This window comes from Fibrobacter sp. UWB10 (assembly GCF_900182935.1).
Lineage (GTDB): Bacteria > Fibrobacterota > Fibrobacteria > Fibrobacterales > Fibrobacteraceae > Fibrobacter > Fibrobacter succinogenes_O.
Genome location: NZ_FXUE01000003.1, coordinates 306,803 through 329,199 on the forward strand (window position 1 = coordinate 306,803; position 22,397 = coordinate 329,199).

At 49.5% G+C, this 22,397-nt stretch carries 20 protein-coding genes; 6 read left to right on the forward strand and 14 right to left on the reverse strand.

Annotated features, from left to right (window positions below):
• Nucleotides 1–17: 17 nt before the first annotated feature.
• The 5 genes from pgsA to QOL41_RS10125 all read right to left on the reverse strand — a co-directional run bounded on the left by pgsA (nt 18) and on the right by QOL41_RS10125 (nt 5,272).
• Complete coding sequence (gene pgsA / locus QOL41_RS10105; RefSeq protein ID WP_173652944.1) at nt 18–1,175, reverse strand: CDP-diacylglycerol--glycerol-3-phosphate 3-phosphatidyltransferase; 1,158 nt, start codon at nt 1,173–1,175, stop codon at nt 18–20.
• A 12-nt stretch (nt 1,176–1,187) separates the two neighbouring features.
• Nucleotides 1,188–2,831 (reverse strand): DNA repair protein RecN, encoded by a 1,644-nt coding sequence (recN, locus tag QOL41_RS10110; RefSeq protein WP_283429658.1) that lies wholly within the window; start codon nt 2,829–2,831, stop codon nt 1,188–1,190.
• 38 nt (nt 2,832–2,869) lie between these two features.
• Nucleotides 2,870–3,613, reverse strand: coding sequence for a tRNA (guanine(46)-N(7))-methyltransferase TrmB (trmB, locus tag QOL41_RS10115; protein WP_283429659.1), 744 nt, complete (start codon nt 3,611–3,613; stop codon nt 2,870–2,872).
• 41 nt (nt 3,614–3,654) lie between these two features.
• Nucleotides 3,655–4,542 carry an MBL fold metallo-hydrolase gene (locus QOL41_RS10120; protein ID WP_283429660.1) on the reverse strand — a complete coding sequence of 296 codons (888 nt, stop codon included), beginning with the start codon at nt 4,540–4,542 and terminating at the stop codon, nt 3,655–3,657.
• A 136-nt stretch (nt 4,543–4,678) separates the two neighbouring features.
• Nucleotides 4,679–5,272: a hypothetical protein gene (locus QOL41_RS10125; RefSeq protein ID WP_173652948.1), complete on the reverse strand. Its 594-nt coding sequence runs from the start codon at nt 5,270–5,272 to the stop codon at nt 4,679–4,681.
• A gap of 202 nt (nt 5,273–5,474) precedes the next feature.
• On the opposite strand from QOL41_RS10125, the gene QOL41_RS10130 reads away from it, so the two are divergent.
• Nucleotides 5,475–6,278, forward strand: coding sequence for an exodeoxyribonuclease III (locus QOL41_RS10130; RefSeq protein ID WP_283429661.1), 804 nt, complete (start codon nt 5,475–5,477; stop codon nt 6,276–6,278).
• A gap of 100 nt (nt 6,279–6,378) precedes the next feature.
• Here the strand turns inward: QOL41_RS10130 and QOL41_RS10135 are convergent, their stop codons facing one another.
• The 5 genes from QOL41_RS10135 to QOL41_RS10155 are packed head-to-tail and all read right to left on the reverse strand — an operon-like array spanning nt 6,379 to nt 11,559.
• Nucleotides 6,379–7,440, reverse strand: coding sequence for a polyamine ABC transporter substrate-binding protein (locus QOL41_RS10135; protein ID WP_283429662.1), 1,062 nt, complete (start codon nt 7,438–7,440; stop codon nt 6,379–6,381).
• Nucleotides 7,437–8,273: an ABC transporter permease gene (locus QOL41_RS10140; RefSeq protein ID WP_283429663.1), complete on the reverse strand. Its 837-nt coding sequence runs from the start codon at nt 8,271–8,273 to the stop codon at nt 7,437–7,439. The genes QOL41_RS10135 and QOL41_RS10140 overlap by 4 nt, the downstream gene beginning before the upstream one ends.
• Entirely contained in the window at nt 8,266–9,180 is a 915-nt protein-coding gene (locus QOL41_RS10145; protein WP_173652951.1) for an ABC transporter permease, read from the reverse strand. Before QOL41_RS10145 ends, QOL41_RS10140 begins: the two co-directional genes overlap by 8 nt.
• A 4-nt stretch (nt 9,181–9,184) precedes the next feature.
• Entirely contained in the window at nt 9,185–10,249 is a 1,065-nt protein-coding gene (locus QOL41_RS10150; protein ID WP_283429664.1) for an ABC transporter ATP-binding protein, read from the reverse strand.
• Nucleotides 10,250–10,257: 8 nt separating this feature from the next.
• Nucleotides 10,258–11,559: a pyridoxal phosphate-dependent aminotransferase gene (locus tag QOL41_RS10155; RefSeq protein WP_173652953.1), complete on the reverse strand. Its 1,302-nt coding sequence runs from the start codon at nt 11,557–11,559 to the stop codon at nt 10,258–10,260.
• 348 nt (nt 11,560–11,907) lie between these two features.
• Here QOL41_RS10155 and QOL41_RS10160 point away from each other — a divergent pair, with 348 nt between their 5' ends.
• The gene (locus QOL41_RS10160; protein ID WP_283429665.1) at nt 11,908–12,327 is read left to right on the forward strand and encodes a type I restriction enzyme HsdR N-terminal domain-containing protein; all 420 of its coding nucleotides are present in this window, start codon (nt 11,908–11,910) and stop codon (nt 12,325–12,327) included.
• Here QOL41_RS10160 and xseA read toward each other — a convergent pair whose 3' ends face one another.
• Nucleotides 12,328–13,626 (reverse strand): exodeoxyribonuclease VII large subunit, encoded by a 1,299-nt coding sequence (gene xseA, locus QOL41_RS10165; protein WP_283429666.1) that lies wholly within the window; start codon nt 13,624–13,626, stop codon nt 12,328–12,330.
• A 25-nt stretch (nt 13,627–13,651) separates the two neighbouring features.
• On the opposite strand from xseA, the gene QOL41_RS10170 reads away from it, so the two are divergent.
• Complete coding sequence (locus tag QOL41_RS10170; protein ID WP_163437251.1) at nt 13,652–13,852, forward strand: type II toxin-antitoxin system Phd/YefM family antitoxin; 201 nt, start codon at nt 13,652–13,654, stop codon at nt 13,850–13,852.
• Here QOL41_RS10170 and QOL41_RS10175 read toward each other — a convergent pair.
• The 3 genes from QOL41_RS10175 to QOL41_RS10185 all read right to left on the reverse strand — a co-directional run bounded on the left by QOL41_RS10175 (nt 13,849) and on the right by QOL41_RS10185 (nt 19,495).
• Nucleotides 13,849–15,576: a hypothetical protein gene (locus QOL41_RS10175; protein ID WP_283429667.1), complete on the reverse strand. Its 1,728-nt coding sequence runs from the start codon at nt 15,574–15,576 to the stop codon at nt 13,849–13,851. The two genes, QOL41_RS10170 and QOL41_RS10175, sit on opposite strands and share 4 nt — an antisense overlap.
• Before the next feature lie 13 nt (nt 15,577–15,589).
• A complete protein-coding gene (locus QOL41_RS10180) occupies nt 15,590–18,664 on the reverse strand; it encodes a glycosyl hydrolase family 28-related protein (protein ID WP_283429668.1) in 3,075 nt (1,024 codons plus the stop codon).
• Nucleotides 18,665–18,769: 105 nt separating this feature from the next.
• Nucleotides 18,770–19,495 (reverse strand): endonuclease, encoded by a 726-nt coding sequence (locus tag QOL41_RS10185; protein WP_283429669.1) that lies wholly within the window; start codon nt 19,493–19,495, stop codon nt 18,770–18,772.
• A gap of 158 nt (nt 19,496–19,653) precedes the next feature.
• Between QOL41_RS10185 and QOL41_RS10190 the strand changes: the two genes are divergently transcribed.
• The 3 genes from QOL41_RS10190 (at nt 19,654) to QOL41_RS10200 (ending at nt 22,388) form a co-directional block, all read left to right on the forward strand.
• Nucleotides 19,654–20,949, forward strand: a complete 1,296-nt coding sequence (locus QOL41_RS10190) for a bifunctional folylpolyglutamate synthase/dihydrofolate synthase (protein WP_283429670.1) — start codon at nt 19,654–19,656, stop codon at nt 20,947–20,949.
• Between the two features lie 271 nt (nt 20,950–21,220).
• Nucleotides 21,221–21,823, forward strand: a complete 603-nt coding sequence (locus tag QOL41_RS10195; protein WP_173654862.1) for an ATPase — start codon at nt 21,221–21,223, stop codon at nt 21,821–21,823.
• 7 nt (nt 21,824–21,830) lie between these two features.
• Complete coding sequence (locus QOL41_RS10200) at nt 21,831–22,388, forward strand: DUF2764 family protein (RefSeq protein ID WP_283429671.1); 558 nt, start codon at nt 21,831–21,833, stop codon at nt 22,386–22,388.
• Nucleotides 22,389–22,397: the final 9 nt, after the last annotated feature.

The following is a 22,397-nucleotide window of genomic DNA, read 5'->3' on the forward strand; positions in this document are numbered from 1 at the left end:
GCCCTGTCAAGGGTTTTTTACACGAATTTTTTCAGAATATGCTTGCTAGCGACGAAATAATCAATACCGCTAATAATGGTAATTGCGGTTATGACGCCCATCACAGCTTGCGGGAAAATTGCCCAGAATGATTGATAATTGGGGATAATTGCTTCCATCGGATCGAGGGCACCAAGCAAAATGGCGACAATACCGATACCCTGGAGAGCCGTTTTCCATTTGCCACTACGGCGAGCCGGCATAATCAAACCTTCGCTTGCGGCAAGCGTACGGAGAGTTTCGACGCTCGATTCGCGGAAGTAAATGAGGGCTACCATCCACACCGGAGCATACCCTGTAGCGATAAAGCACATGAATATTGTCATGTTCGAAATCTTGTCGCTGAACGGGTCCAAGTACTTGCCGAGTGTGCTCACTTCACCGAGTTTGCGGGCGAGGTAGCCATCTAAAAAGTCGGTCAGCATAAAGCCAAGCACCATCACCAACGAAAGGCTCTTGAAAACGAGGCTGTTGTTGCTGTAATCCAAATCGTTATCGTAGAAGAAAACCCACAAGAAGAACGGGGTCAACACAATGCGGCTCATGGTCAGCTGGCTTGCAATCGAAAGCGGCTTACGGTGAGCAGGATCGCGGTAATACCAATAGGCATATGCAACAGTCGAGGCGATAATCAAGAGAATTGAGGTTACCATGCAAATTTGTTGGTAATCTTCGAGGTTCAGCAGGTACACGCCCATCGTTACCGTAATCGCAATGTTTGACAATTTGCTCCAGCGACGCTTGCGGGGGAGAGACTTTCCTTCGCGAAGAACGCCGAGGCTAAAGAGTGTGTGGGCGACAAGGCGGGCAAGCAAGAATACGCAACCGACGGCGAGCAATTTTTCGGTTTGATCGTTTTGGAGCAAGTCGCGCACGAAAATGCTGGTCATCACCACGAACGAAAGAAAACCGTCAACCACGTTCAGCCAAAGTCTATAATAGGGCTTTTCAATTTCTTGCGAACGCAGTTGGTACAAATTAACCCAGCCCATAATCAGGGCGATTGCTACTAGGGCGGTGGCGGTCTTGGCCATGCCCATCCAGATAAAGACGATGACGGCTATGAAAACCATCGCGCGCATAACGCTCCAAATGCGTGTGCGAAGTCTAATATCGGATGTCTGTTCTTGTGTCATTTAAAGCCTCTGTCAAACTTCTAAAAGTTGTCTTGCATGTTCGCGAATCGTGTCAGATTCGCCGCCGAGCATGCGAGAAAGTTCCTTGATGCGTCCATCGTGGTCGAGTTCAACCACATGCGTGTAGGTGCGGCCATCGATTTCTTCTTTGCTGACCGCGAGTTGGTTCTTGGCGCGGCTTGCCACCTGGTGCAAGTGCGTAATCGTGAGCACTTGGTGGTGCTGGCCTAAATTCTTTAATGCTTCGCCGATGCTGTTGCCGACTTCGCCGCTGATTCCAGAATCCACTTCGTCGAAAATCAAGAGGGGCACGCGGTCGAGGTCGGCCATCACGCTCTTGATCGAAAGCAGGACGCGAGACAGTTCGCCGCCCGAAACCGCTTTTTGCAGGCTCTTGAATCCTTCGCCGGGGTTTGGGGCGAGCGTAAATTCAATCTTGTCGGCACCGTTCGGCGACAAAGCCTGCATGGTAATCGATGTTGCAAAAATCGCCTTCGGCATGCCGAGTGTATTCAGAATGTCGCTAACGGCCTTGTCGTAACGGGCTGCTGCATTCTGGCGAGAAGTCGTCAGCTTGAGGGCGGTTGCCTGCAGTGCTTCGAGTGCCTTCTTGGATTGCCTGGAAAGTTCTTCCAAATCGGCGTCCAAGTTCTCGAGGCTCGAAAGTTCTTCTTTGCGTTGTGCGGTCAAGGCAATCAGGCCCGCAACATCGGTGCGGTACTTGCGCTTGAGTTTCTGAATTTGGGCAATGCGGGCATTGGCGCGGTCAATGTCGGCGGCACTCATGGCTGCCGAAGGGTGCAACCTCAACAAGTCTTTGCAAACACTTTCGTACGGGTCAGTCACTTCTTCAAGCGACTTCAGATAATCTTCGTAGTCCGGGAGTTTTGCGGCAAGCGAACGCATCTTGGCTTGCAAAATCTGCACTTGGTCCAAAAGTCCGTTTTCGCCACCGAGCATTCCCTGAATGTCGTTCAAGTAGCGGGTTTCGGCTTCTTGCTTGCTTGCGCTGTTCACCTTTTCTTCGAGGGCTTCTTCTTCGCCTTCTTTCAGGGCTGCTTTTGAAAGCTCATCGAATTGGAACTTCAAAAAGTCCTTTTGGGCTGCCAAGTTTTTCGCGCGTTCTTCGGTTGCCTTGATTTCGTCTTGAATCTTGTTCCAGGTGGCCCATTCGCTTGTGTATTCGGCAAGCAGTTCGCCGTTTCCGGCAAAGTCATCGAGCATCTGCGTATGGGTGCGAATGTCGCGCAGCAAGAGCTGTTCGCTCTGACCGTGCATCTGGATTAATTCTTCGCCCAGGCGCTGCAAATCGGGGAGGGCCACTACGGCTCCGTTCACACGGGCGCGGCTCTTGCCGTTTTCCTGAATTTCGCGGCGGATAATCAGTTCGTCGTCGCTGTCGAGCTCCAGTTCTTCAAGGACTTTCTTGACCTGCGGCTCGTTTGCAATGTCGAATGTGGCTTCGACAACAGCCTTTTCTTCGCCGGTACGCACCATAGTCGATTGCGCTTTGTCGCCGCATACAATGCGGAGCGCCTTTAAAAGCACCGATTTTCCGGCACCGGTTTCGCCGGTAATCGCAGTAAAACCATCGCGGAACGGAACTTCCGCTTGAGCAATCAAAGTAAATCCACTAATCGACAGGTGCTTTAACATACGGCAAATAAATTAGCAATTTAGCTTGACACTAAGTGTCATTTTTCGAATTCAACAACGCTTCGGTAGATGGGGCGACCTTCCTTGCGGTACTTCTTTTCGAAGCCGGTCATAATGCCTTCGGTAGGTTCTGCGGTGTTTCGTTCCAGAATTTTGCAACCCTTAAAGTTGTCGAAAACTTCGAGCGCAACTTCGTTGTATTCCTGGTGGTCGGTTCCCCAGTAGAAAATGCGCTTGCCGGGCTTTAACACGCGGGCGACTTCTACCAAAAAGTCCGGGCGCAAAAGGCGGTTCTTGTGGTGGCGTTCTTTCGGCCACGGGTCCGGGAAATACATGTGGAATGCATCTACCGTGTTGTCTTTCACGCAGTCACGCAAAAAGAAGAACACGTCGCCGCGGAGCATGGTGGCGTTGGCGAGGGCTCCTGCCTTGTCCATCTTACGCTGTGCAAACTTGGCCCAAGTGTAGTCCCATTCGCTGCCCATGATAACGGTATCCGGGTGCTTGGGAGCATATTCCGAAAGGAATCCGCCCTTGCCGCTTCCGATTTCGACTTCCACGCGGTCGCCCATATTCGGGAACATGTCTTTCCAGTTAAAGTCCAGCTTGTGGGGGAGTCCATCAGGCGTTGCAATCGGCTTACGGTCGCCGTGCGTGCGGAACACGTAATGCCAAAGGCCCTTCGATTCCGGGTCTTCTTTCAAGTCGCGGTAAAATTCAGGAATCACCACGTCCTTTTCCACTTTTTCTTCGCTTTCGTTCAATACTTCTTCGTTTGCCATAAATTCTTTCATCTCACATTTCACATCACACATTTCACATTTTATATAAACGCTACAACCTTATCCAAAAACTTTTCCGGAATTTCCTTTGCAATCATTTCGCGAATGTATTTTTCGGAATACTTCATCGAAAAATGTGCAAGGATAATCTTTTCGCATTTCACCTGGTCGCCCATGCGGTTCAGCGCATCTGCAATTTGGCAAATGTGTGTGTGGCCCTTCTTGTGGCTCATTTCATAGTCTTCGGGGGCAAGGAATGTGCATTCCGTAATCAGCACTTTCGACTGGAATACGCGTTGGTTTTCCAGCAGGCTTTCTCCCATGCAATCGCCCATAAAGCTGACCAGTGGATCGTACACTTCGCGTGTAATTTCAGTACCGCTCTCGCGCAGTTTGATGATTTCGTCGGGAGTCTTTCCCAAGTATTCATCCTTGAGCTTTTTCTTGTAATGGTACAAGGTGGCGCCCATAGCGTGAATCGAGTGCTTGACTTCGAACGCTTCGAGCGCCAAGTCTTTACGGTGTTCCAAAAACTGGAGTTCACCTGCGCTCACGCCGACAATTTCGGGATAGCGGAATTTGTTTTCGGGCACGCCTTCGAACATGGCCTCGGCACGAATCCAGTCGCGAGCTCCGTCGCAAATGCGTTCGGGCATATAATAAATGCTTTCGCGTTCCACGCCCATCATTTTGCGCAGGCTATGGTGACGCATCAGACAACGAGCATGATCGCCATGCGCGTGCGTCAGGAATACGTGATTCAAGGAGGTTGCTGAAAGCGGGCATTCGCCCATATCAATGCAAAAATCTAGTTCCGGGAGCTGAATGTAGGTCGCAAGCCCCGAAATCGAAAAACCGACAACAGACGTGCACGAAGTGCTTACGTGCACCTGCTTTAAGGCGTTATGAATGTATTTACTTTCTGCCATGAATTTTCTACGCCAAATGTAGAAATTTAGAGCTTAGAGCTTAGAACATGGCACCTAGAAAAAAGCTGTTATTTTAATAAAAAAGAAAAGCCCACTTTTGTAGGCTTCCTAAGTTCTACTAAGTAAGCTCTGTCGACTACTTGGTCTTTGCGTTTTCTGCGATAAGCTTGTCGAAGTCTTCGCAGCTCAAAGCTTCAATGTGGTTACCCATGGCTACGCTACGGGTACGGGCGTTACCCTTCTTTTCGGGAATGCGGAAGCAGAAATTGTAGACGTTTCCCTTGTCGGTCGGAATGCCCATCTTGAAAATGCGGATTCGCTGGGCACCCTTGTTGTAAATTTCGTGATAATCGTAGGAATTCTTGATTTTTTCGAGGCGTTTTTGCTGGGAAAATTCAATTTCGTCGTTAATGGGGCCTTCCAATTTGAGGGGAAGGGAGTTCTGGAAACGGAGTTCCAATTCGTTGCCAGTCTTTACAATCGATGTTTCTTGCGGCTTGATCAGGTAACGCTGCTGCGGAATGTTCTTATAGGCAAAGGTATGCACCGTACGGACTCCACACATCTCGCGCATGTCAGGCTGTTCCACAAAGTCGATATCACGGCAGATGGGGGGCATATTGGTAGGAACTTCCAGGCTTTCGCTAGTGTTGCTGTTGTTTGAACCGGCACAGGCGGAAAGGAGAGTAGCTATAGCGATACTAGAGAATAGCAAGAATGAGAATTTCATACTTTAAATATAATTTTATTATTTCGTTTTGCATTTAATTTCTTGAGAAAGTTGATTTTTTTCACTTTTTGATTGTAAACTTTTTGTTTCTTTAGTCCGTTTTTAGGCTGAAATATTGGAGTTTGGGGCTTTAAAATCATCTTTACGCTCTAGTGTTGCTAAAAAAATGTATTTTTGCCGCGGATTAAGAATTGGGTATAACATGAATATTTATAGCTGGAACGTGAACGGGTTGCGCTCTGCCCTTAAAAAGGGTTTTACGGACTGGTTTGCTGCAACGAAGCCGGATATCTTGTGCTTGCAAGAAGTCCGTGCCGAGGTAGACCAGATTCCCGAAGAAGTGGCAAACCCCGACGGCTACTTTGCCTACTGGAACCCTTGCCGTCGCAAGAAAGGTTACAGTGGCGTAGGCATTTATACCCAAATTGAACCTGACCGCGTGAACTATGGCTTCGATATCGAGGAATTCGATGAAGAAGGCCGCGTGCTCCAGCTCGTGTTCCCGGATTGGGTCTTGAATTCGATTTATTTCCCGAATGGTGGCCTGGGCGATGATCGTCTGGATTACAAGTTGCGCTTTTACGATGCCTTCCTTGAAAACTGCAAGCGCTGGATTAACGACGGAAAGCATGTGGTCACGCTGGGCGACTACAATACCTGCCACAAGGAAATCGATATTGCTCGCCCCAAGGAAAACGAGAATATAAGCGGTTTCTTGCCGATTGAACGTGCCTGGATGGACAAGTATGTCGAAAACGGCTTTGTGGATTCGTTCCGCCTGCTGCACCCCGAAGAACGTGACCGTTATTCCTGGTGGTCAAACCGTTTTGGCGCTCGTAGCCGTAACGTGGGCTGGCGTATCGACTATGCCTTTGTAGACGAAGGTCTTGTCCCCAATGTTCTCAATGCCGAAATTCACCCGGATGTGATGGGTTCGGACCATTGCCCGATTAGCATTGAACTGGAACCGCCGTTCCCGCCGCTTCCCATTAGTCATGAAGTTTAAGCCGCTTGATGGCTTTGCTATAACTATAAAATAAAGGGCACCTTAGGGTGCCCTTTGCTCATAGCTCGTTATTCAGAGGGCCCTGGGCCCGTCCTCAAAACTATCTCGTCTTGACGATTGTCCAAGCTTCGTCAAACAGCTTGGCTGCGTCACCCGGGTCGCGCAAGAAGACCATACGGTCGATTTCTTCGCGGGAGGGGTTGATCACGCGGTTGTTCTTGAAGTCATCATCTATCACCTGGAGCGAAGCCTTGTTCGGTGTCGCATAGTTGATGAACTTGGCGAGCTGTGCGCCAATCTTGGCGTCAAGAATGTAGTTCATGAAGGCGTATGCGCCGTCGACGTTCGGAGACTTGGAGCTGAGTGTCATGGCGTCTACCCACATAAAGCTGCCTTCGGTAGGAATGGCAAACTGGAGCGTCGAATCTTCGTCGATGGCGGCCATGGCTTCGCCGTTGAATACGATAGCGGCCCAGTCCATGCCCGAAAGCACTTTGTCCTTGCCGCCCACGGATCCGTCAAATCCAAGGAAGTGCGGGTCCTTCTTGGCGTCAAGAATCAGTTCGACAGCCTTGTTGATTTCTTCTTGCTTCACGCTGTTGGCATCAAAGCCCTTAGCCTGGAGAGCCATCGAAAGCATGGAACGGGATTCTTCTAACAAACTAAAATTACCCTTAGTCTGCTTGGCATCAAAGAGCATCTTGTAGCTGACGTTGTTCGGGTCGATAGTCGTGTCGCGGTAAAGAATACCGGTGGTACCCCAGAGGTAGGGGAGCGTGTAGGTGTTGGTCGGATCGTAGCTCGGGCTCTTGAACTGGTCGGCCACATTCACGCGGTTAGCAATCTTGTTTGTGTCGATCGGAGCGATAAGGCCCAGGTGAATCATTTGCTGAATCACCACGTCCGAGGCGATAATCACGTCGTACTGACTTGTGCCTGCGGCCTGGAGCTTGCCAATCATTTCTTCTTGGGCTTCGTACAGTTCCAACTGCAACTTGTAACCCGTCTTCATCTGGAAATCGGTAATCATTTCCGGATCGATATATTCGCTGTAAATCATGACGGTGACAGTTTTGGGGTGTTGCTTCTGTTCGTCATCGCAACCCGCAAGAATGCCTACCGAAAGGAGGGCGAATAGGGCTAATGCAAAAAGGTTTTTCATACGAGCTCCTTCGTTGATTTCTTTAATTTTAGTTTTTTTTCTTTCCATTGTCCCTTGAGGGCTGCTGCAAGCATCGCAAATAGCGTCAGAGAAAAAATAATGGTTGACAAGGCGTGAATCTGGGGCGAAACGCCGCGCTTCAGGGACCCGTAAATGAACAGGGGCAGCGTCTGGGATTGCGGTCCGCTCACAAAGAAACTGATAATAAAGTCGTCAAGCGACAGCGTAAAGGCGAGGAGCGCTCCAGCGATGATGGCCGTTGAAAGCTGCGGCAAAATCACGCGGAACCATGCACCTGCTGTCGAAGCGTACAAGTCGCGGGCGGCTTCAATCTGGTCGCGACCAATGCTTGAAAGCCTGCTTTGCACTACAAGAACCACAAAGCTGATTTCGAAAGTCACATGCGCGATAATCAGAGTGAACATGCCTGGATCGAAAACGCTTGTAAGGCTACGGAACAGGGCAAACACGGAAACAAGCGCAATGGCCATCAGAATGTCCGGCGTCACGACCGGAATATTGATGGACAAGTCAAAGAATTCCTGCGTTTTCTTGCTCCAGGGTGTACGGTGAATACCGATGGCAAGGAGCGTTCCGAGTAGTGTAGAAATCAGGGTACTGACAACCGCCAGAATAATAGTATTCACGGTTGCGGTCTGCACAAGCGTATTGTCAAAGAGCTTGGCGTACCAATCGAAGGTGAATCCGCCCCAAGTTTGGCCGTGCTTGTTGGCGTTAAAGCTCTGGATTAAAACCATCAAGAGCGGCACATACAAGAGTGCCATGCCAAGGTAAGCAATCAGACGGGCGTATAGCGGGATTTTTCTAGACAAAGCTCTTTCCTCCCGTCTTCTTGAATACAATCAGGCTTGCAACGCTCGAAATAATGAGCACGATTCCAAGCATAGCGCCAAAAGGCCAGTCGAGCGCAGTTCCAAAGAACTGTTGCTGAATCAAGTTACCAATCAGAATGAACTTGGCGCCACCGAGCAAATCGCTTACCACATACATGCCAAGAGTCGGCACAAGCGTTAACACCACCGAGGCGACAATGCCTGGCATCATTTGCGAAAGAATGCCATGATAGAAGGTACGCAAGGGCTTTGCGTAAAGGTCTCGGGCTGCTTCCACGATTCCCCAGTCCAAGCGCTCGACGCTTGTGTACAGCGGGAGAACCGCAAACGGGAGCATGCAACTGACCATGCCGATATAGACGGCAAAGGTTCCCGGGTAAAGCGATTCCGCTTCACCGATGATTCCAAGAGTCCTTGCAAACCAAGTCGGGGGCATTTGAGCTCCGAGCAAAAGCATCCAAGCGTACGTGCGAATCACCAGGTTCGTGCAACTGGGAACCATGACAAGTGCAAGCAATAGGGTAGCGGTGCTTTTTTTGTGCGCGCCAATCCAGAATGCCATCGGGAGCCCGATAATCAGGCAAAGCAATGTGGTAATGACGGCGATTTTAAGACTGCGCCAGATAATCAAGAGGTTGTCTGCTGACCAGCCGAAACTACTGAATCCGACTAGTTTCTTCAGGTTGTCAAGCGAAAAAGACCAGTCGATGGTTCCGTAGGAACCGCGCTGAGCAAATGCCATTACAATCAGGAACAAGGTCGGGAGCAAAAGGAATACCAAGAGCCACAGCATTCCCGGGGTCGTCAAAAGCAATCCGAACCGGCGCATGCGTTTGCGCGTGGTGAGCTTGCCTTCGAAAACCTCGATCTTTGTTTTGGAAGCCATTTTGCTAGTCCGTCAGAACTTGAAGGTATTGCGTTTCCATGTAGAGCTTTACCTGGTCCCCCGGGTTGTAAATTTCGTCGGGGTCGGTCATCACGCGGAGTTGAGTCGGCTGATTTCCGTTTGCTCCAGGTAGTTCTGCAATTAATTCCCAGTAGTCGCCACGGAAGATTCTCTCTAGAATTTTGGCGTCAAATACGTTGTTTGCAAAATTTTCGCCGGCCGTGCATACATGAATGTCTTCCATGCGAATGGCGACTCCGCCAGTTTTCCAGGCGGGAGCCTTATCGACTGCAAGTTCGCCGAAAGCGGTTTTCACAAAGAAGTCAGATACCTTTTCGCATTCCAGAATGTTTGCTTCGCCAATGAACGTTGCAACAAAGCGATTGACCGGATGTTCGTAAACGTCTTCGGGACTTCCATCTTGGATGATTTCTCCGTTGTACATTACAAGCACACGATCGGACACTGCAATTGCTTCGTCTTGGTCATGTGTGACCATAATGAACGTGGTGTCCGTCTTCTTTTGAACTTCCTTGAGTTCGGCCTGCAATTTCTTGCGCAGGTTTGCATCCAGTGCCGAAAGCGGTTCGTCAAGCAACAGAATGTCGGGCTCATTCACCAGAGCGCGGGCGAGTGCTACACGCTGCTTTTGGCCGCCGCTCAAGGTGGCGGGCATTTCTTTAGCGAGGTCGACAATGTTGGTAATCTTCATCATCGCATTTACGCGACGTTCGATTTCCTCTTTGGCGACCTTCTGGCTTTTAAGACCGAAGGCAATGTTGTTGAAAACGTTCAAGTGCGGGAACAGAGCGTAGCTCTGGAACACCGTGTTAATCGGGCGCTTGGCCGGAGAACGTCTCGAAATGACCTTGCCTCCAAGAATCACTTCACCGGCGTCGGCTTTTTCAAAGCCAGCGATAATGCGGAGCAGTGTCGTCTTGCCACAACCCGAAGGGCCGAGCAGTGTTACGAACTGACCGTCTTCAATAAAAACATTGATGTCTTTTAGAACCGCTTTATCGCCAAAGCTTTTCTTAACGCCTTTAATCTGTAAGTCGAAAGATTCCATACGCCCGACTACGAATGCAGGTATTCTACAATCGCGTCGTGAATCGTGGTGAACACTTCGCGCAGTTCTTCTTCGTCTTCTTCAAGGAGCGTCACGCGGAAGCCCTTGAGGTCAGTGCAGAAACTTGTACTCGGCACAACGCAAATGCCCTTCGCACCTAACAGGTAGTAAACGAAGCGGTAGTCCAGGTTGTTGGTCTTGCTGCACCATTCTTCCACTTTCTTCTTGATAATCGGATTGTCAATCTTCAAGGTCTGGTGGCTGTTCAGCGTTCCTTCACGGAAGATGATGGTGTTGTAGAATGCACCGTAGGTCGGGTTGAAATACAGTTCCGGAATGTCCGAAAGGATTTCGTTGATGATGGCGCTGCGGCGGCCAATCTTTTCGTTCAAGGCCGTGCGGTGTTCCATAAAGCGCGGATCACCCAGCACGCGCGGAATCGTCATCTGCGGGAGCGTGGTCGAGCAGACTTCCACCATCTTGGCGTTATCGATAGCGCGGCAGAAGGCGTCAAACTGTTCGTCCTTGTCACGGTTGTAGTATTCAGCCCAACCGCAACGAGCGCCCGGCCACGGATATTCCTTAGAAATACCCTTGAGAGCGATACCCGGAACGTCACCGATGTATTCGGCGAGAGCGTAAGCGTGGGCTCCATTGTACGTAATCTTGTTGTAGATTTCGTCGCAAATAATGAACAGGCTGTAGCGCTTTGCAATGTCAACAATCTTCTGGAGAATGTCGAGCGGGTAAACCATGCCCGTCGGATTGTCCGGGTTCAAGATCAGAATGCCTGCAATGCTCGGGTTGTACTTCACCTTGTTTTCAAGTTCTTCTAGGTCCGGATACCAGTGGTTTTCCGGCTGCAAGCGGTAGGTAATCGGGGCCGTGTGGGCGTGTGCCGCTTCGGCAGAGCTATGCGTGCTGTAAGCCGGGGCAGGTCCGATAATGCGGGTGTTCATCGACAAAAGGCTGTAAATGGTAGCGATTGCGTCACCGAGGCCGTTAAAGAACACGATGTCGTCCACGTTAATCTGTGTGCCGCCGAGTTTGTTGTTTTCTTTCACCAAGAATTCGCGGGTTTCGAGCATACCCTTAGACGGGCAATAGCCATAGCTACGGTTCGTGCGGGCGAGGTCAACAACGATATCTTTGATCCAATCGGGAATCTGGCACTTCTTTTCAATCGGGTCACCGATGTTTTCCCAGTGGATGGGGAGGCCGAGTGCTTTGAGCTGGTTTGCCTTCTTCACGATTTCACGGATTTCGTAAGAGAGTTCCTTGGCACCTTCGCTCAATAATCTTCTGCGCATTTTTAGCTCCTGTGGAGTTGTCGAAAATTCACTTGTTTTACGGCGTAATTATAGAATAATAAAATCGTGAATTTTCGTTTAATTTCTGGTTTTGGGGTTAGTTTTAGGTATAAAATTAGGGCAGCCATTTACGGGGCTGCCCTTGAAACTTTTTATCTGGATTTTAGCGTTACGCTTTACAGATTTTGGTTTCTCTGGACAGCCCCACAATAGCTCGGGCTGCTGCCGGGCTTGCTGCTTTCGCTGCTGCTGCGATGTTCTGTCCAAAGATTTTGTTCATGGCCTAAATATACTTTCAGTTATGCGAAATTGTCAAGGTTTAGTGGGTAATTTTTTATTTTTGCAGACATGCTCCACGATATGCTTTACGACCCCATTCGCCAAAAAGAGGTGCCCGCTACGCCCGAAGAACACGTGCGTCAGGCGACGATTCGCTTTTTGATGGACGAGGTCAAGGTGCCGCAGAATTTGATAGCGGTGGAGTTTGCGCTTTCGACGGTGGAACCTTCGACAGATGACCGTGTTGATTTGCTCGTGCAAGATTTCAAGGCGTCTGGCGATTTAAAGCACCCGTGGCTTTTGGTGGAATGCAAGGCTCCTGGCGAATACACTTGGGAGGCTTTGCAGGTGCAATTGAATAAGTATTTAAAGGTGCTTACGCCCAAGTACGTGATGCTTTCTTTGGGCGATGCTGTACGCTACTTTGCGCTGGATGCAACCACCAAGCGCTTCAAGAAGATTGAAAAACTGCCGGAATTTACGGCGTAGCTACTTTACAACTGACTGTACGCATCCATCTTTGAATCGTGTTGTCAGCGTGTCGCCGGGCTTGAGCTGGCTCTTGTTACGGATGAACTTGCCGTTGGCATCAAGCGTAAGCGTGTAGCCTTTTGAAAGCGTTGTTTCAGGGTCGGCGCTTTTCACGCGGAGCTCGAAGAGGCTGAATTTCGACTTTTCAAGGTCTAGAATTTTACGGGAACCCTGGTGCAGACCTTCGCTGTCGCGGGCAATGCGTTCGCGCTCGCCTCTAAAGATAAATTGCAAGTCTTTCTGCAAGTTGCCCTTGTAGAGCGATAACTTCATTGCTTCTTTTTGAATGAGGGCGTTTACTTTTTGCTGCAAGCGGTTGCCTTTGTTTGTCAAGTCGCGGTTGACGGCGACAAGCGTTTCTTTTGTCTGTAACGCAATGTCTTGAGCAAGCGAAAGCATCTTGTTCCAACTGTCTGCAACGCGGTCAATCAAGCGCTTGGCGGTATCGGTCGGCGTAATGCAGGATTGATAAGCGACTTCATCCAACAAACTGCGGTCAATTTCATGCCCAATTCCGGTGAATACGGGCAGCGGAAAGTTCGCGACGGCGCGGCACAAGGCTTCGCTATCGAAAAAGTTCAAATCAGTCTTGCTTCCACCACCTCGGATAATGCAAACTACATCAAGTTCTGAATCTTTTGCAAGTTCTTCGAGGGCGGCAAGAACCGTTGGCTCGGTGTCGGCACCTTGCATTTTGGCGTAAACCGTTTTCACCTTGAAGTTAAAAGGAGATTCTGCGAGCTTGGTGGTAAAATCCTTGTAAGCGGCAGTGCCTTCACCTGTAATCAGGCCCACGCGAATGGGGACGTCGGCAAGCTCCAAAGCCTTATTCTTTTCGAGCAGGCCTTCGAGCGCAAGCCTTTTTAGAATCGCACTTTTGGTAAGCGCAAGTTCGCCCAGCGTGTAAACTGGGTCAATGTCCAAAATTTGGGCCTGCAACTTGCCGTAAGGAACGTACAGGTCAGCCTTGATCAAAAAGCTCACCTTGAGTTGTTCTTTCAAGGTAAAAGGCTGCGGGTAATTCTCAATTTTTGCACGAATCGCTGCATATTTGGCCGCAAAACAGTACAGCGGCACGGTCGCGAGCGGGTTCACGTTCCCTTCTTCAAAGTCCGCAATACTCAGGTAAACGACTTTCGATTTTTCGTTAATCTGGGTAATCACGCCACGCACCCATACGGCAGGGGTAGATTCTACCTTCTGCTTCAAGGCTTTCATGTATTGCGTAACGGAGTAGGACTTGTTTTCGGTTTCCATGCGCAGAATATACTATTTTTAGGGCATGTCTAAAGTTGTTTCAGCCATGGAAGTCCGCCAGAATTTTGGCTCGATGTTGAACCAAGTCTCGCTCAAAGACGAAGAAATCGTCATAGAACGTGCGGGAAAACCCCTGGCGCGTCTGGTAAACGTGAACGCTCCGACGGCAGGGCTTTTAGACTTTCGCGATATCGGTAAACTTCCGAATCAAATCTGGGAAGATTAGTCTTCTGCTTTTGTAATAATCGAAATCTTGAGTGTGTCGCGCATAGAAGGATCGGCAACACTCTGGGCAATCAATTCAGCCGTATTTCCGATGCCGTTTTCAAGGACAATCAGGTAATCCGACGAAATTTCTTGTTCGCCATCGCAAGCAGAAGCCTTATAGTTACTGCTGTTGTTCAAGAAATCGAGCGATGCGCAAGGCACAAACCAGTCGATATCCGAACCGATTTCTTTCCAATTGCTGCTAGAATGCTGATTCATTTGGAATGTGAAATCCTTGAATCGCAGCGTGTCTCCCACGGCATAAATTTCTTTTTCCAAGACCTTTTCGTTTTCAAGATCGAAGAAGTTCATGGATTTCAAAAGACCCGGCTGCTGTACCATGGTGTAAAGTTGCAATACATAAAGCAAGCTGTCAGGAATACCACGGTCAAGCGGGTTCGAATTTAAGCGCAGGTAATGCAGGTAGTAAGGACCTTCAGGCATTTTGTCGGTCACCTTGAAGCTACCGCCATAAACGCTACTGATGCTTCCTTGAACCTTTTTGTCTTTGTCCAAGATTTCGTAGGTCACAGGGCTCGTGTAGTTGCTGTCGCTATAGTTTGCAATCCAGTGATTGATAATGAGCGAGTCGCCCTTCTTGTAGTCACCAATCCAAACGAATTGTTCTTGGCGCAGGTTGTACTTGTAAATGCCAATGTCGTCTTTCGGGCGGGTGCGTTCATAGGCTTCGCCCGGATACTTGATTGAGTCCGGCTTGGAGAAGTATTCACCTTGTTCCAATTCGCGGGCCTTAGTGGTTGCTTCGAATGTGGCAAAGGGACCGGTCCAAATGCTAGAGAAACTTTCGGGCTTAATCTTGATAGACCAGTTGACCGAATCGTTCGGAACAAGCATGGTGTCCAGGTTGGTTTTCGAAGAACCAAGTTCCTTGTCGCCATCGGTAAGCTTGTACAGGATAATGTTTTCGCCAACGGTCGTCAGGTTTACGCTGTAGCCTTCGCTAGCGGAGAATGCGATAGACACTTCCTTGGGAGCATTGTCAATCAAGAGAATGCCGCGCAGAGTGTCAGACATTTTCATGGAGACTTTTTCGTCTTCGCCAGTGTACTTGTAGTAGGCGGAATCAACTTGGACCTTGAGCCTCAAGCTGGATTCATCGTTGAATTTACCTTCGACTTCAATATAGTAGTGGTTGTTGCTGAAGGTGACGAATGTGTTGGAATCTCTGAAGGTGGCACTGGTGTCTGCACCGTAACTAGGAATCAAAGCGTTTCTGTAAACGGAATCCTTTCGGTCGGCAGTCTTGGGGGCAGCCTTGGTGGCCTGCAGGTAGTCGCCATATTCGCTCTTAATGCGAATCGCTTCGTTCTTGATTTTAGAAGTGGTTGCGTACACCTTGATGCGGCTTCCTTTCGGGAATTCGCCTAAGTACATCGGCAGAGTCGTTGCCGAACTGTCAAGGTAGATTTCGCTTTCGTCCATTTTAGAGCTGTCGCCTTTGAACAGGTCTACATACAGGCGCAGCGTGTCGCCAAGCTTGATTGTGTCCTTGTAGTCGATGTCCGCGCGAGTGCTTAGGGAACTGCTCGACCTGAACGAGGGTACTGAAGAACTGGAGTCTTCGTCCGAAGATGCCGATGAACCGGAATCGTCGCCGCAAGCGGTCATGGCGACGGACATGAACAATGCTGCACTAAGGCTTAAGAATTTCTTGAACTGCATAGGTTATTGTCTCCTAGTTCAGGATATAGAATTGCTGCTCGGCGGTGAATGCTTCGCCAATAACGCGCAAGACATACTTGCCGGTGGGGAAGGCCATCGCCTTGAACTTGAAATGGGTTTTCTTTTCGCCATCGAGATCGCGGGCGGCAACCGTAAGCATTCGTTTGCCGAACTCGTTCACGATTTCGATTTGCACAAACTGAGGGTAACCGACCGTCAGGTCGAAATCGCATTCCAGGCTGTAAATGTCAATGTTTACCTTGGTCAGCGTGTAACCGCCGTCCATGGCTTTACCGCCAACAGAGCGGGAATTATCGAAGTAACCGACAAAGAGCGAAGGTGCGAATTCCTTGCCCATGGCTGCCGACGGGAGAATCGTTTCGCCCGAATCGACTGCGGTAAGAATCAACGTGTAAAGCTGCGATGCATGCTTACGCTTAAAGAATTCGGTCAATGTCGGAGTGCGCAGGAATGCGCCGAGCGGAGCCTTCGGGTTAATGGTGATAAGGCCGAGGTAGTCGGCGTACTTGGTGTCAACGCCACCGCCAGAATTCTTGCGGATGTTGAACTGGCCGCCCTTCTGCTGGGTAAGGTTAGCCGGAGCGTTTTCCCAAGTGAGTTCGTAACTTGCCCAATCGACGCCCAACTTCTGGTCGCCAAAGTTCATGTCCTTCGACGTTTCCTTCAGACCGAAAATGTTCAGCTGAATCGGCTTCTTGATGGAATCCTTGTTGAATTCCAACTTGAGGGCTGCGTCGAACAGCGGGCCCGGCAACGAAGACAAATCGAATCGCAGATAAATCTTTCCGGCGTTTCCGCTAGACACGTTTGCAACGTGCAGTTCCGGGTCGGTATTGTGCGGGCTGTAATTGTCAAATTCCGAAATCCAGGTGGCTGCACCCTTGCCGCTCGGGAATCCGTCGCCGCTGTTATCAAGCGTGGTGTAGTGCTTGTCGAACACGTAAACCTTACCGGTGTCAGAACCCGTCTGGTATCCGTCGTCGGCCGTAAAGATAATGTTGTAGCGTCCGCTCGCGGTAAACGAAACGTCGGTCTCGTAAGCCATACTATCAGAGAATACGACATTACCCGGTCCAAGGCCTTTCTTCCAGCGCACCGGGTCTTCGCAAAGACCATCGCCACGGCCATCGTCAATCACAGAACCCTTCATCTTGAGCAGGTTCGGCTGCACGATCACCATTTCGTCAGGAATGAATGCCTTCGGTTTTTCGTTTGCGCCAAGCTTAGGAGCGTAACCGGTAAACAGCGGGATAAATACACCGCCATTCGGAGTATGCTTCAGATCCTTGCCGTACAAGGACTTGATGTTAGAAGCCTTTCTGGATTCTTCAACAATCGTGGGGTAGGCGTTACCGCGGGTAAGCGTTTCGCGAAGGCCAGAAATCGAAAGACCGGAGTTGTCGTTAATGAACATCGGGCGGTCTTTGGCCTTGTCACTTGCGACGATTTCGACACCAATCAGTTCGGCATGAGCCTTGTTGAAGTTCTGGATAATTGTGTTGCCTTTCTTGGCCGTAAGTCCGAGAATCCAAATGTGACCACCGTTGTTGGTAATCTTCGGACCCTTGGTATCACCAATCAAGGCGACCTGGCGTCCCCACAGCTTCTGGTAGTTCAACTGAATGGTGCCAAGTGTTACGTCTTCCAGGTAAATTTCACCGCCGCCAATTTCAGAAGATTCAAGCGAGCGAACCATCATGTTCTTCAGGAGCAGGTTGCGCTTGGCCTTCATGATAATGCCGCTGCCGAATTCCGAAAATCTTTCAATCGTCAGTTCGTTGAATGCGCCGGCTTCGATAATGAATTTGCCCTTACCGTCAATGCGGCCTTCGATACCGATAATCTGGCGAATGCGGTTGCGAATATAAATGTCGCGGTTAATCGTCCAGCGACCTCCCGGCGGGAAGTACAGCGTTTCTGCGCCGTCATCAATAGCGTCTTGAATTGCCTTGGAGTCATCGGAACCGGTGTTCGATTTTCCACCGTAGTCACCGGCAATGGTAATCCAGTTGTCAGGCTTCTGTTCCGGGTATGCCGGTGTTTCTGCAACAGCCAAACGCATAGACTGCTTGGGGCTGTGGCAAAGCTGCTTGGTTTCCTGGGTCGAAAATTCAATGATTTCGCCTTGGATCATTTCTTCGTTGTAGCCCTTCTTTTTGGACTGAATCATGGTCTTGTAGCGAGAAACCTTCATGGACCTGGCAAACAGGTGGCTTTCGTTCAAGATAGCGGTAGTGGGCTTAACCTTCTTGTTACCGCTGTCGAATTCCAGCAAACCATCAATCAAACTCATCATGGCGAATTCGCCGTGGTTGAATACGGCAGGAACGTAGCCTTTGAATCGGAGTGCACGAACCGCGAGGTTCATGTTTTCGTTTTCGAGACCGTATTTTCTCTGACCACCCATGGTCACGTGTTCAAGCGTTGCGGTGCCTGTTTCGCCCTTGGCGTAGATACCGATGTTATAACCGCGGATTTCAACATTTTTAATGAGAAGCGGACCGATACCTTCGGTAAAGCCTAAGTCAATACCGTACACGCCTAACGAGTCGGTAGAATAAATCTTGACGTTGTGAATTGTTCCTTGGTTTCCGGCGTTGAACTGAATACCAATTGCGCCCGGGTTTCCTTTACCGGTACGGATCGTCATATCGCGGATTGCGTTTCTGTACTTGGGACCAGGACCTTCTCCTGTAAAAATCATAGCCTTCGGAAAATCGGGGTTATCAAACCCGAAGGTGTTGTCTGCCAATTGTAGAATGGTGCCGCCAATGCTTTGCCCCTGCAAAATGGTACGGCGGCTGGAAGATTCCTGTTTTTTAGTAACAGGCCAAGTCAGCTGGTCCGTAATTTTGTAAATACCATGCGGCAAATAGATAATATAGTCACCATCGGGGTGATCGTTCAAAGCCCTCTGGATAGCTTCGGTATCGTCAGTCTTACCATCGCCCTTTGCATAGTACGGGTCTTTGGTCACATTGACGATATTCGATGCCATGGGGAATTCCACCTGGGCAACTACGGAAACCGCAAAAAAGACAATAAAATAAAATAGGGTCCTGTACATACTAACCTCGATTGTAAATATATATAAATAAATGTAAATAAGAATTAAAATTGAAAAATCAATAATTAAAAACGTATTTTTTCGTTTTTTAACTATAAAATTTCATTATTTAGGACATTTTTCGTGTACAAACGGGTTGTGATCGCCTTGAACCTTAAAAATACGGCGGTCTCGCTCGCATTCTTTGGGGGTTACCGGGTATAATTTGTCCCAAGCCTCGAACAACTTGCGGTCCTGCTTGGACAAATTAACGCCATAGGTCTTTTCCATGTAGAAATGGGCTCGGGCAATGATTCCACGGGCTTCTTCGCGGGGTTGCGCCTTCTTTTGTTTGAAATCAACGATGGTCTTGCAACCGCCGTACATGGGTTCGGGATTGTTGGTCCACTGGCTGTACATAAAGTTGTTGCGGTCCCCGTTGACTTCGCCAATGGCGGGGTACAGGTTGTGCATGTCGCCTTCCATAATCTTGAAGGTCGTATCGTTCGCGCTGCAGTTCTTGCGGCCTCCGTCGCGCCAGCAGGGGAGGTGTTGTCCCATGTTGTGGGCGGTTACCATGTGCTCCCATTCAATGCGCTCAGCGCGCTTAAAACTCTTGCGTTTTGGATTTTCGCGGGGTTTGAAGTTACAGCTTGAAAAGTCGACGTTCTTCTTGTCATCGTATTTGCAACCGCAGTAAAGGGTTTCTTGCAGTTCCCCGTAGTACACTCGCCTTAGCTGCTTGCTCGCGTCGCGGTAGTTGTAATGCTGCGGGGCTGCTGTCGGGTCTACGCGCGACCAGGCAATAGCGATAAAAACCGCCAAAAGCAGTATAATTCCAAAACTTTTCATATAAAAACCATGTAGTAACGAAAAGAAATATAGATAACTATTCTAATGTGTAATGTGAGGTGTGAAATGAATTGTAGACAGTAGGAAGTTGACAGTTGGCAGTGGTTTTGCCATTACACATTACACATTACACATTACACATTTTTTAAATTTGTCGCATGCAATCGCTTGGTATGGATTATTTGAATTCTAGGCTCATGTTTGGCATGGTGCCGGGGCTTGAATCGACTCGCAAACTCTGCAACGCTCTCGGAAATCCTGAACGCTCTTTCAAGACAATCCATATCGTCGGTACCAACGGCAAGGGCTCTACGAGCTATTACCTCGCAGGCATTTTGCAGGCACATGGTTTTAAGACGGGGCTATTCACGAGCCCGCATCTGGTAAGCCTTCGCGAACGTATTCGTGTAAACGACAATCCCATTAGCGATTCTGATTTGAACCGTTTGCTCCTCCAGGTGAAGGCCGCTGCAGAACAAGTGCAGGTGGAACCGACCTTCTTTGAGGTCTTGACGCTTGTATCGTTTTTGTATTACGCTGAGCAGGGTGTAGATGTTGTTTCGATGGAAGCGGGTATGGGCGGCCGCTTGGACAGTACGGCGGTGGCATGTGGTAATATCGTGGTTCTTACGAGTATCGGGCTTGAACACACCGAAGTCTTGGGCCCCACCGAAAGCGCTATTCTTAAAGAAAAGATGGCTGTTGTAGAAGCGGACCGTCGTCGCAATAAGACTTTTGTGGTCGGAGGCCTTTCCGAAGAATTGTTGGCAGAAGCCCGTGCTTATGCAAGTGAACTTGGTGCTGAATGTATCGTTCCTGAAATTCGGACTGACATCAAGCTCCCGAATTTGGGCCGCCATTACATTGAAAACGCAAGCCTTTCTTTGGCTGCCGCTGAAAGCTTTATAAAGGGCGCCGGCCGTCCTTATGACGAAGCCTTGGCCCTCAAGACTCTCGAAACCCGCTCTTGGGCGGGGCGCATGCAGCAACTCGCCGACAAGAACGGAGAAGTCCGCTACATTCTGGATGGCGCTCATAATTCCCATGCGGTGCGTCGTCTTGTCGAAACGCTCGCTCAATATTATCCGGGAGTCCAGTTCCATTGTGTATTCGGGGCTCTCAAGGATAAAGATGTGGGCGAGATGCTCAAGTTGATGTCTCCGTTTGTAAGCCACTGGCATATTACCAAGACGCCGTATCCGCGTTTCCGTGAATTGGACGATTTGCGATCAGAACTTTCGAATTTGGGTTTGAAGGTGGCTAGCGAAGGCGAACTCAGTCGCGAATTTTTGGATCAGGTCGCCGAGACTGCCTACGCAGATAATAAAAATGTCCCCGTTTTGGTGACCGGTAGCCTCTATATGATAGGTGAAACGGTGCAGGCTCTCAAGGACGATTTTGACGGATTGGCGTTTTTTCGTGGCCTTGAGCCCTCGACTAACGAACACCGCTAATTTTGCGTAGAAAACAATTTCTGTAAACCGTTTTGGCTCCAAAACAATTCTTGTAAATCCAAAAGTTTTCCTTGTAAACTTTAGTTTTCGCATTTTTTGCGTTTTTATCGCCCAAAACGTGATTTTTATCCATTATTTCAAAAAATTTGCCGTTTTTTTCGTCTTTTTGCCCAAATTACTTGTATATTAGTATCAAAATTTTCCCAAAAGGCTCTTTTGGTGCATTTTTTGCTATCCAAAATCCTTTGGAACGTCATTGGAGATGATATATATGGCAGAAGACTTGCAATACCTTATGGAACGCATCCAGAAAGATGCTGTCGATAAAGCAGAAACCGAGGCTGCGGCAATCATTGCCCGCGCCAAGGACAAAGCGGCAGAAATCGTAAAGGCGGCAGAAGCCGAAGCGAGCGCCAAGCTCGAAAAGGCCGATAAGGACGCCGAAGCGTTTACGGAACGCAGCGAACGCACTCTGGAACAGTCTGCCCGCGACCTCCTGCTTTCGGTAGGCAAGAACCTTGAAAAGATGATTATGGATTTGCTGAACCTCCAGGTGGAAAAGTCCCTCGACGAATCCACCGTGAAGTCCATGCTTTTGACCCTTGCTAAGAACTATTCTTCCGACATCGAAGTAGATTTCTCTGACGCCGATGCCCGCAAGCTCAGTTCCTTTGTGATGGGCGAATTTGCCAAGCAGCTTTCCGCCGGCGTTAAGGTCGAAAGCGACAAGGGTGTCAAGTTCGGCTTCCGCGTTAAGCTCGATGGCGGCAAAGTCACTCACGAATTTACTGAAGCGGCCATGGCCGATGCTCTCTCGGCCCTGCTCCGTCCGCAACTTTCCCGCGTTGTAAACGCCGCTGCCCAGGCCAAGTAGGTTAGCGATGAGCTCTCCTTCTTACCTGATGGCCTCTCTTCCGATGATTGAGATGGGCGATGTTCCGCCTCTCTCCATGGAAGAGTTCCGTCACCGCTGCATCGGTGTGCTGTCCGATTCGGAAATCTCCGCTTTGGACGCCCTTCTCGATGACGGTGAATGCGAAGAATGTGACGACGAATTCGTTCGTGCCTACAAGGCCCACGAAATCCAGATGAAGAACGTTTCGGGTAGGCTCCGCGCTGCGGCGTGGGGTCCCGATGTCCGTTTTACGGACAAGTCCTTCCCGGGCTACGATGTCACTTTCGCAAAGATGATTCAGGACGCGTTTGCCAAGTCGAATCCTATGGAAAAAGAGCAGGATATCGACAAGGCCCGTTTCTGGCTTGTGGACTCGCTTGCAGGTGTGGGCGAGGGTACCGTCAAGCATGTTTACGCTTATGCTATCAAGCTGAAAATTTGTGAACGCTGGGCTCGCCTGACCGAAGCTGCAGGCGACAGCGCCGTGTTGAATGTTATTAATGCAAACGATCCTGCATACGCCTCTACGGTGGAGCAGGAATGACCGGAGGTC

What these genes read in the sequence shown, in the direction of transcription:
- QOL41_RS10160 (WP_283429665.1), top strand. Translation starts at nt 11,908, where the DNA reads ATGCTCCACGATATGCTTTACGACCCCATTCGCCAAAAAGAGGTGCCC.
- QOL41_RS10155 (WP_173652953.1), bottom strand. Translation starts at nt 11,559, where the DNA reads ATGCGCAGAAGATTATTGAGCGAAGGTGCCAAGGAACTCTCTTACGAA.
- QOL41_RS10145 (WP_173652951.1), bottom strand. Translation starts at nt 9,180, where the DNA reads ATGGCTTCCAAAACAAAGATCGAGGTTTTCGAAGGCAAGCTCACCACG.
- QOL41_RS10185 (WP_283429669.1), bottom strand. Translation starts at nt 19,495, where the DNA reads ATGAAAAGTTTTGGAATTATACTGCTTTTGGCGGTTTTTATCGCTATT.
- QOL41_RS10180 (WP_283429668.1), bottom strand. Translation starts at nt 18,664, where the DNA reads ATGTACAGGACCCTATTTTATTTTATTGTCTTTTTTGCGGTTTCCGTA.
- QOL41_RS10150 (WP_283429664.1), bottom strand. Translation starts at nt 10,249, where the DNA reads ATGGAATCTTTCGACTTACAGATTAAAGGCGTTAAGAAAAGCTTTGGC.
- QOL41_RS10135 (WP_283429662.1), bottom strand. Translation starts at nt 7,440, where the DNA reads ATGAAAAACCTTTTTGCATTAGCCCTATTCGCCCTCCTTTCGGTAGGC.
- QOL41_RS10200 (WP_283429671.1), top strand. Translation starts at nt 21,831, where the DNA reads ATGAGCTCTCCTTCTTACCTGATGGCCTCTCTTCCGATGATTGAGATG.
- QOL41_RS10170 (WP_163437251.1), top strand. Translation starts at nt 13,652, where the DNA reads ATGTCTAAAGTTGTTTCAGCCATGGAAGTCCGCCAGAATTTTGGCTCG.
- recN (WP_283429658.1), bottom strand. Translation starts at nt 2,831, where the DNA reads ATGTTAAAGCACCTGTCGATTAGTGGATTTACTTTGATTGCTCAAGCG.
- QOL41_RS10130 (WP_283429661.1), top strand. Translation starts at nt 5,475, where the DNA reads ATGAATATTTATAGCTGGAACGTGAACGGGTTGCGCTCTGCCCTTAAA.
- QOL41_RS10175 (WP_283429667.1), bottom strand. Translation starts at nt 15,576, where the DNA reads ATGCAGTTCAAGAAATTCTTAAGCCTTAGTGCAGCATTGTTCATGTCC.
- pgsA (WP_173652944.1), bottom strand. Translation starts at nt 1,175, where the DNA reads ATGACACAAGAACAGACATCCGATATTAGACTTCGCACACGCATTTGG.
- QOL41_RS10120 (WP_283429660.1), bottom strand. Translation starts at nt 4,542, where the DNA reads ATGGCAGAAAGTAAATACATTCATAACGCCTTAAAGCAGGTGCACGTA.
- QOL41_RS10190 (WP_283429670.1), top strand. Translation starts at nt 19,654, where the DNA reads ATGCAATCGCTTGGTATGGATTATTTGAATTCTAGGCTCATGTTTGGC.
- trmB (WP_283429659.1), bottom strand. Translation starts at nt 3,613, where the DNA reads ATGGCAAACGAAGAAGTATTGAACGAAAGCGAAGAAAAAGTGGAAAAG.
- QOL41_RS10195 (WP_173654862.1), top strand. Translation starts at nt 21,221, where the DNA reads ATGGCAGAAGACTTGCAATACCTTATGGAACGCATCCAGAAAGATGCT.
- xseA (WP_283429666.1), bottom strand. Translation starts at nt 13,626, where the DNA reads ATGGAAACCGAAAACAAGTCCTACTCCGTTACGCAATACATGAAAGCC.
- QOL41_RS10125 (WP_173652948.1), bottom strand. Translation starts at nt 5,272, where the DNA reads ATGAAATTCTCATTCTTGCTATTCTCTAGTATCGCTATAGCTACTCTC.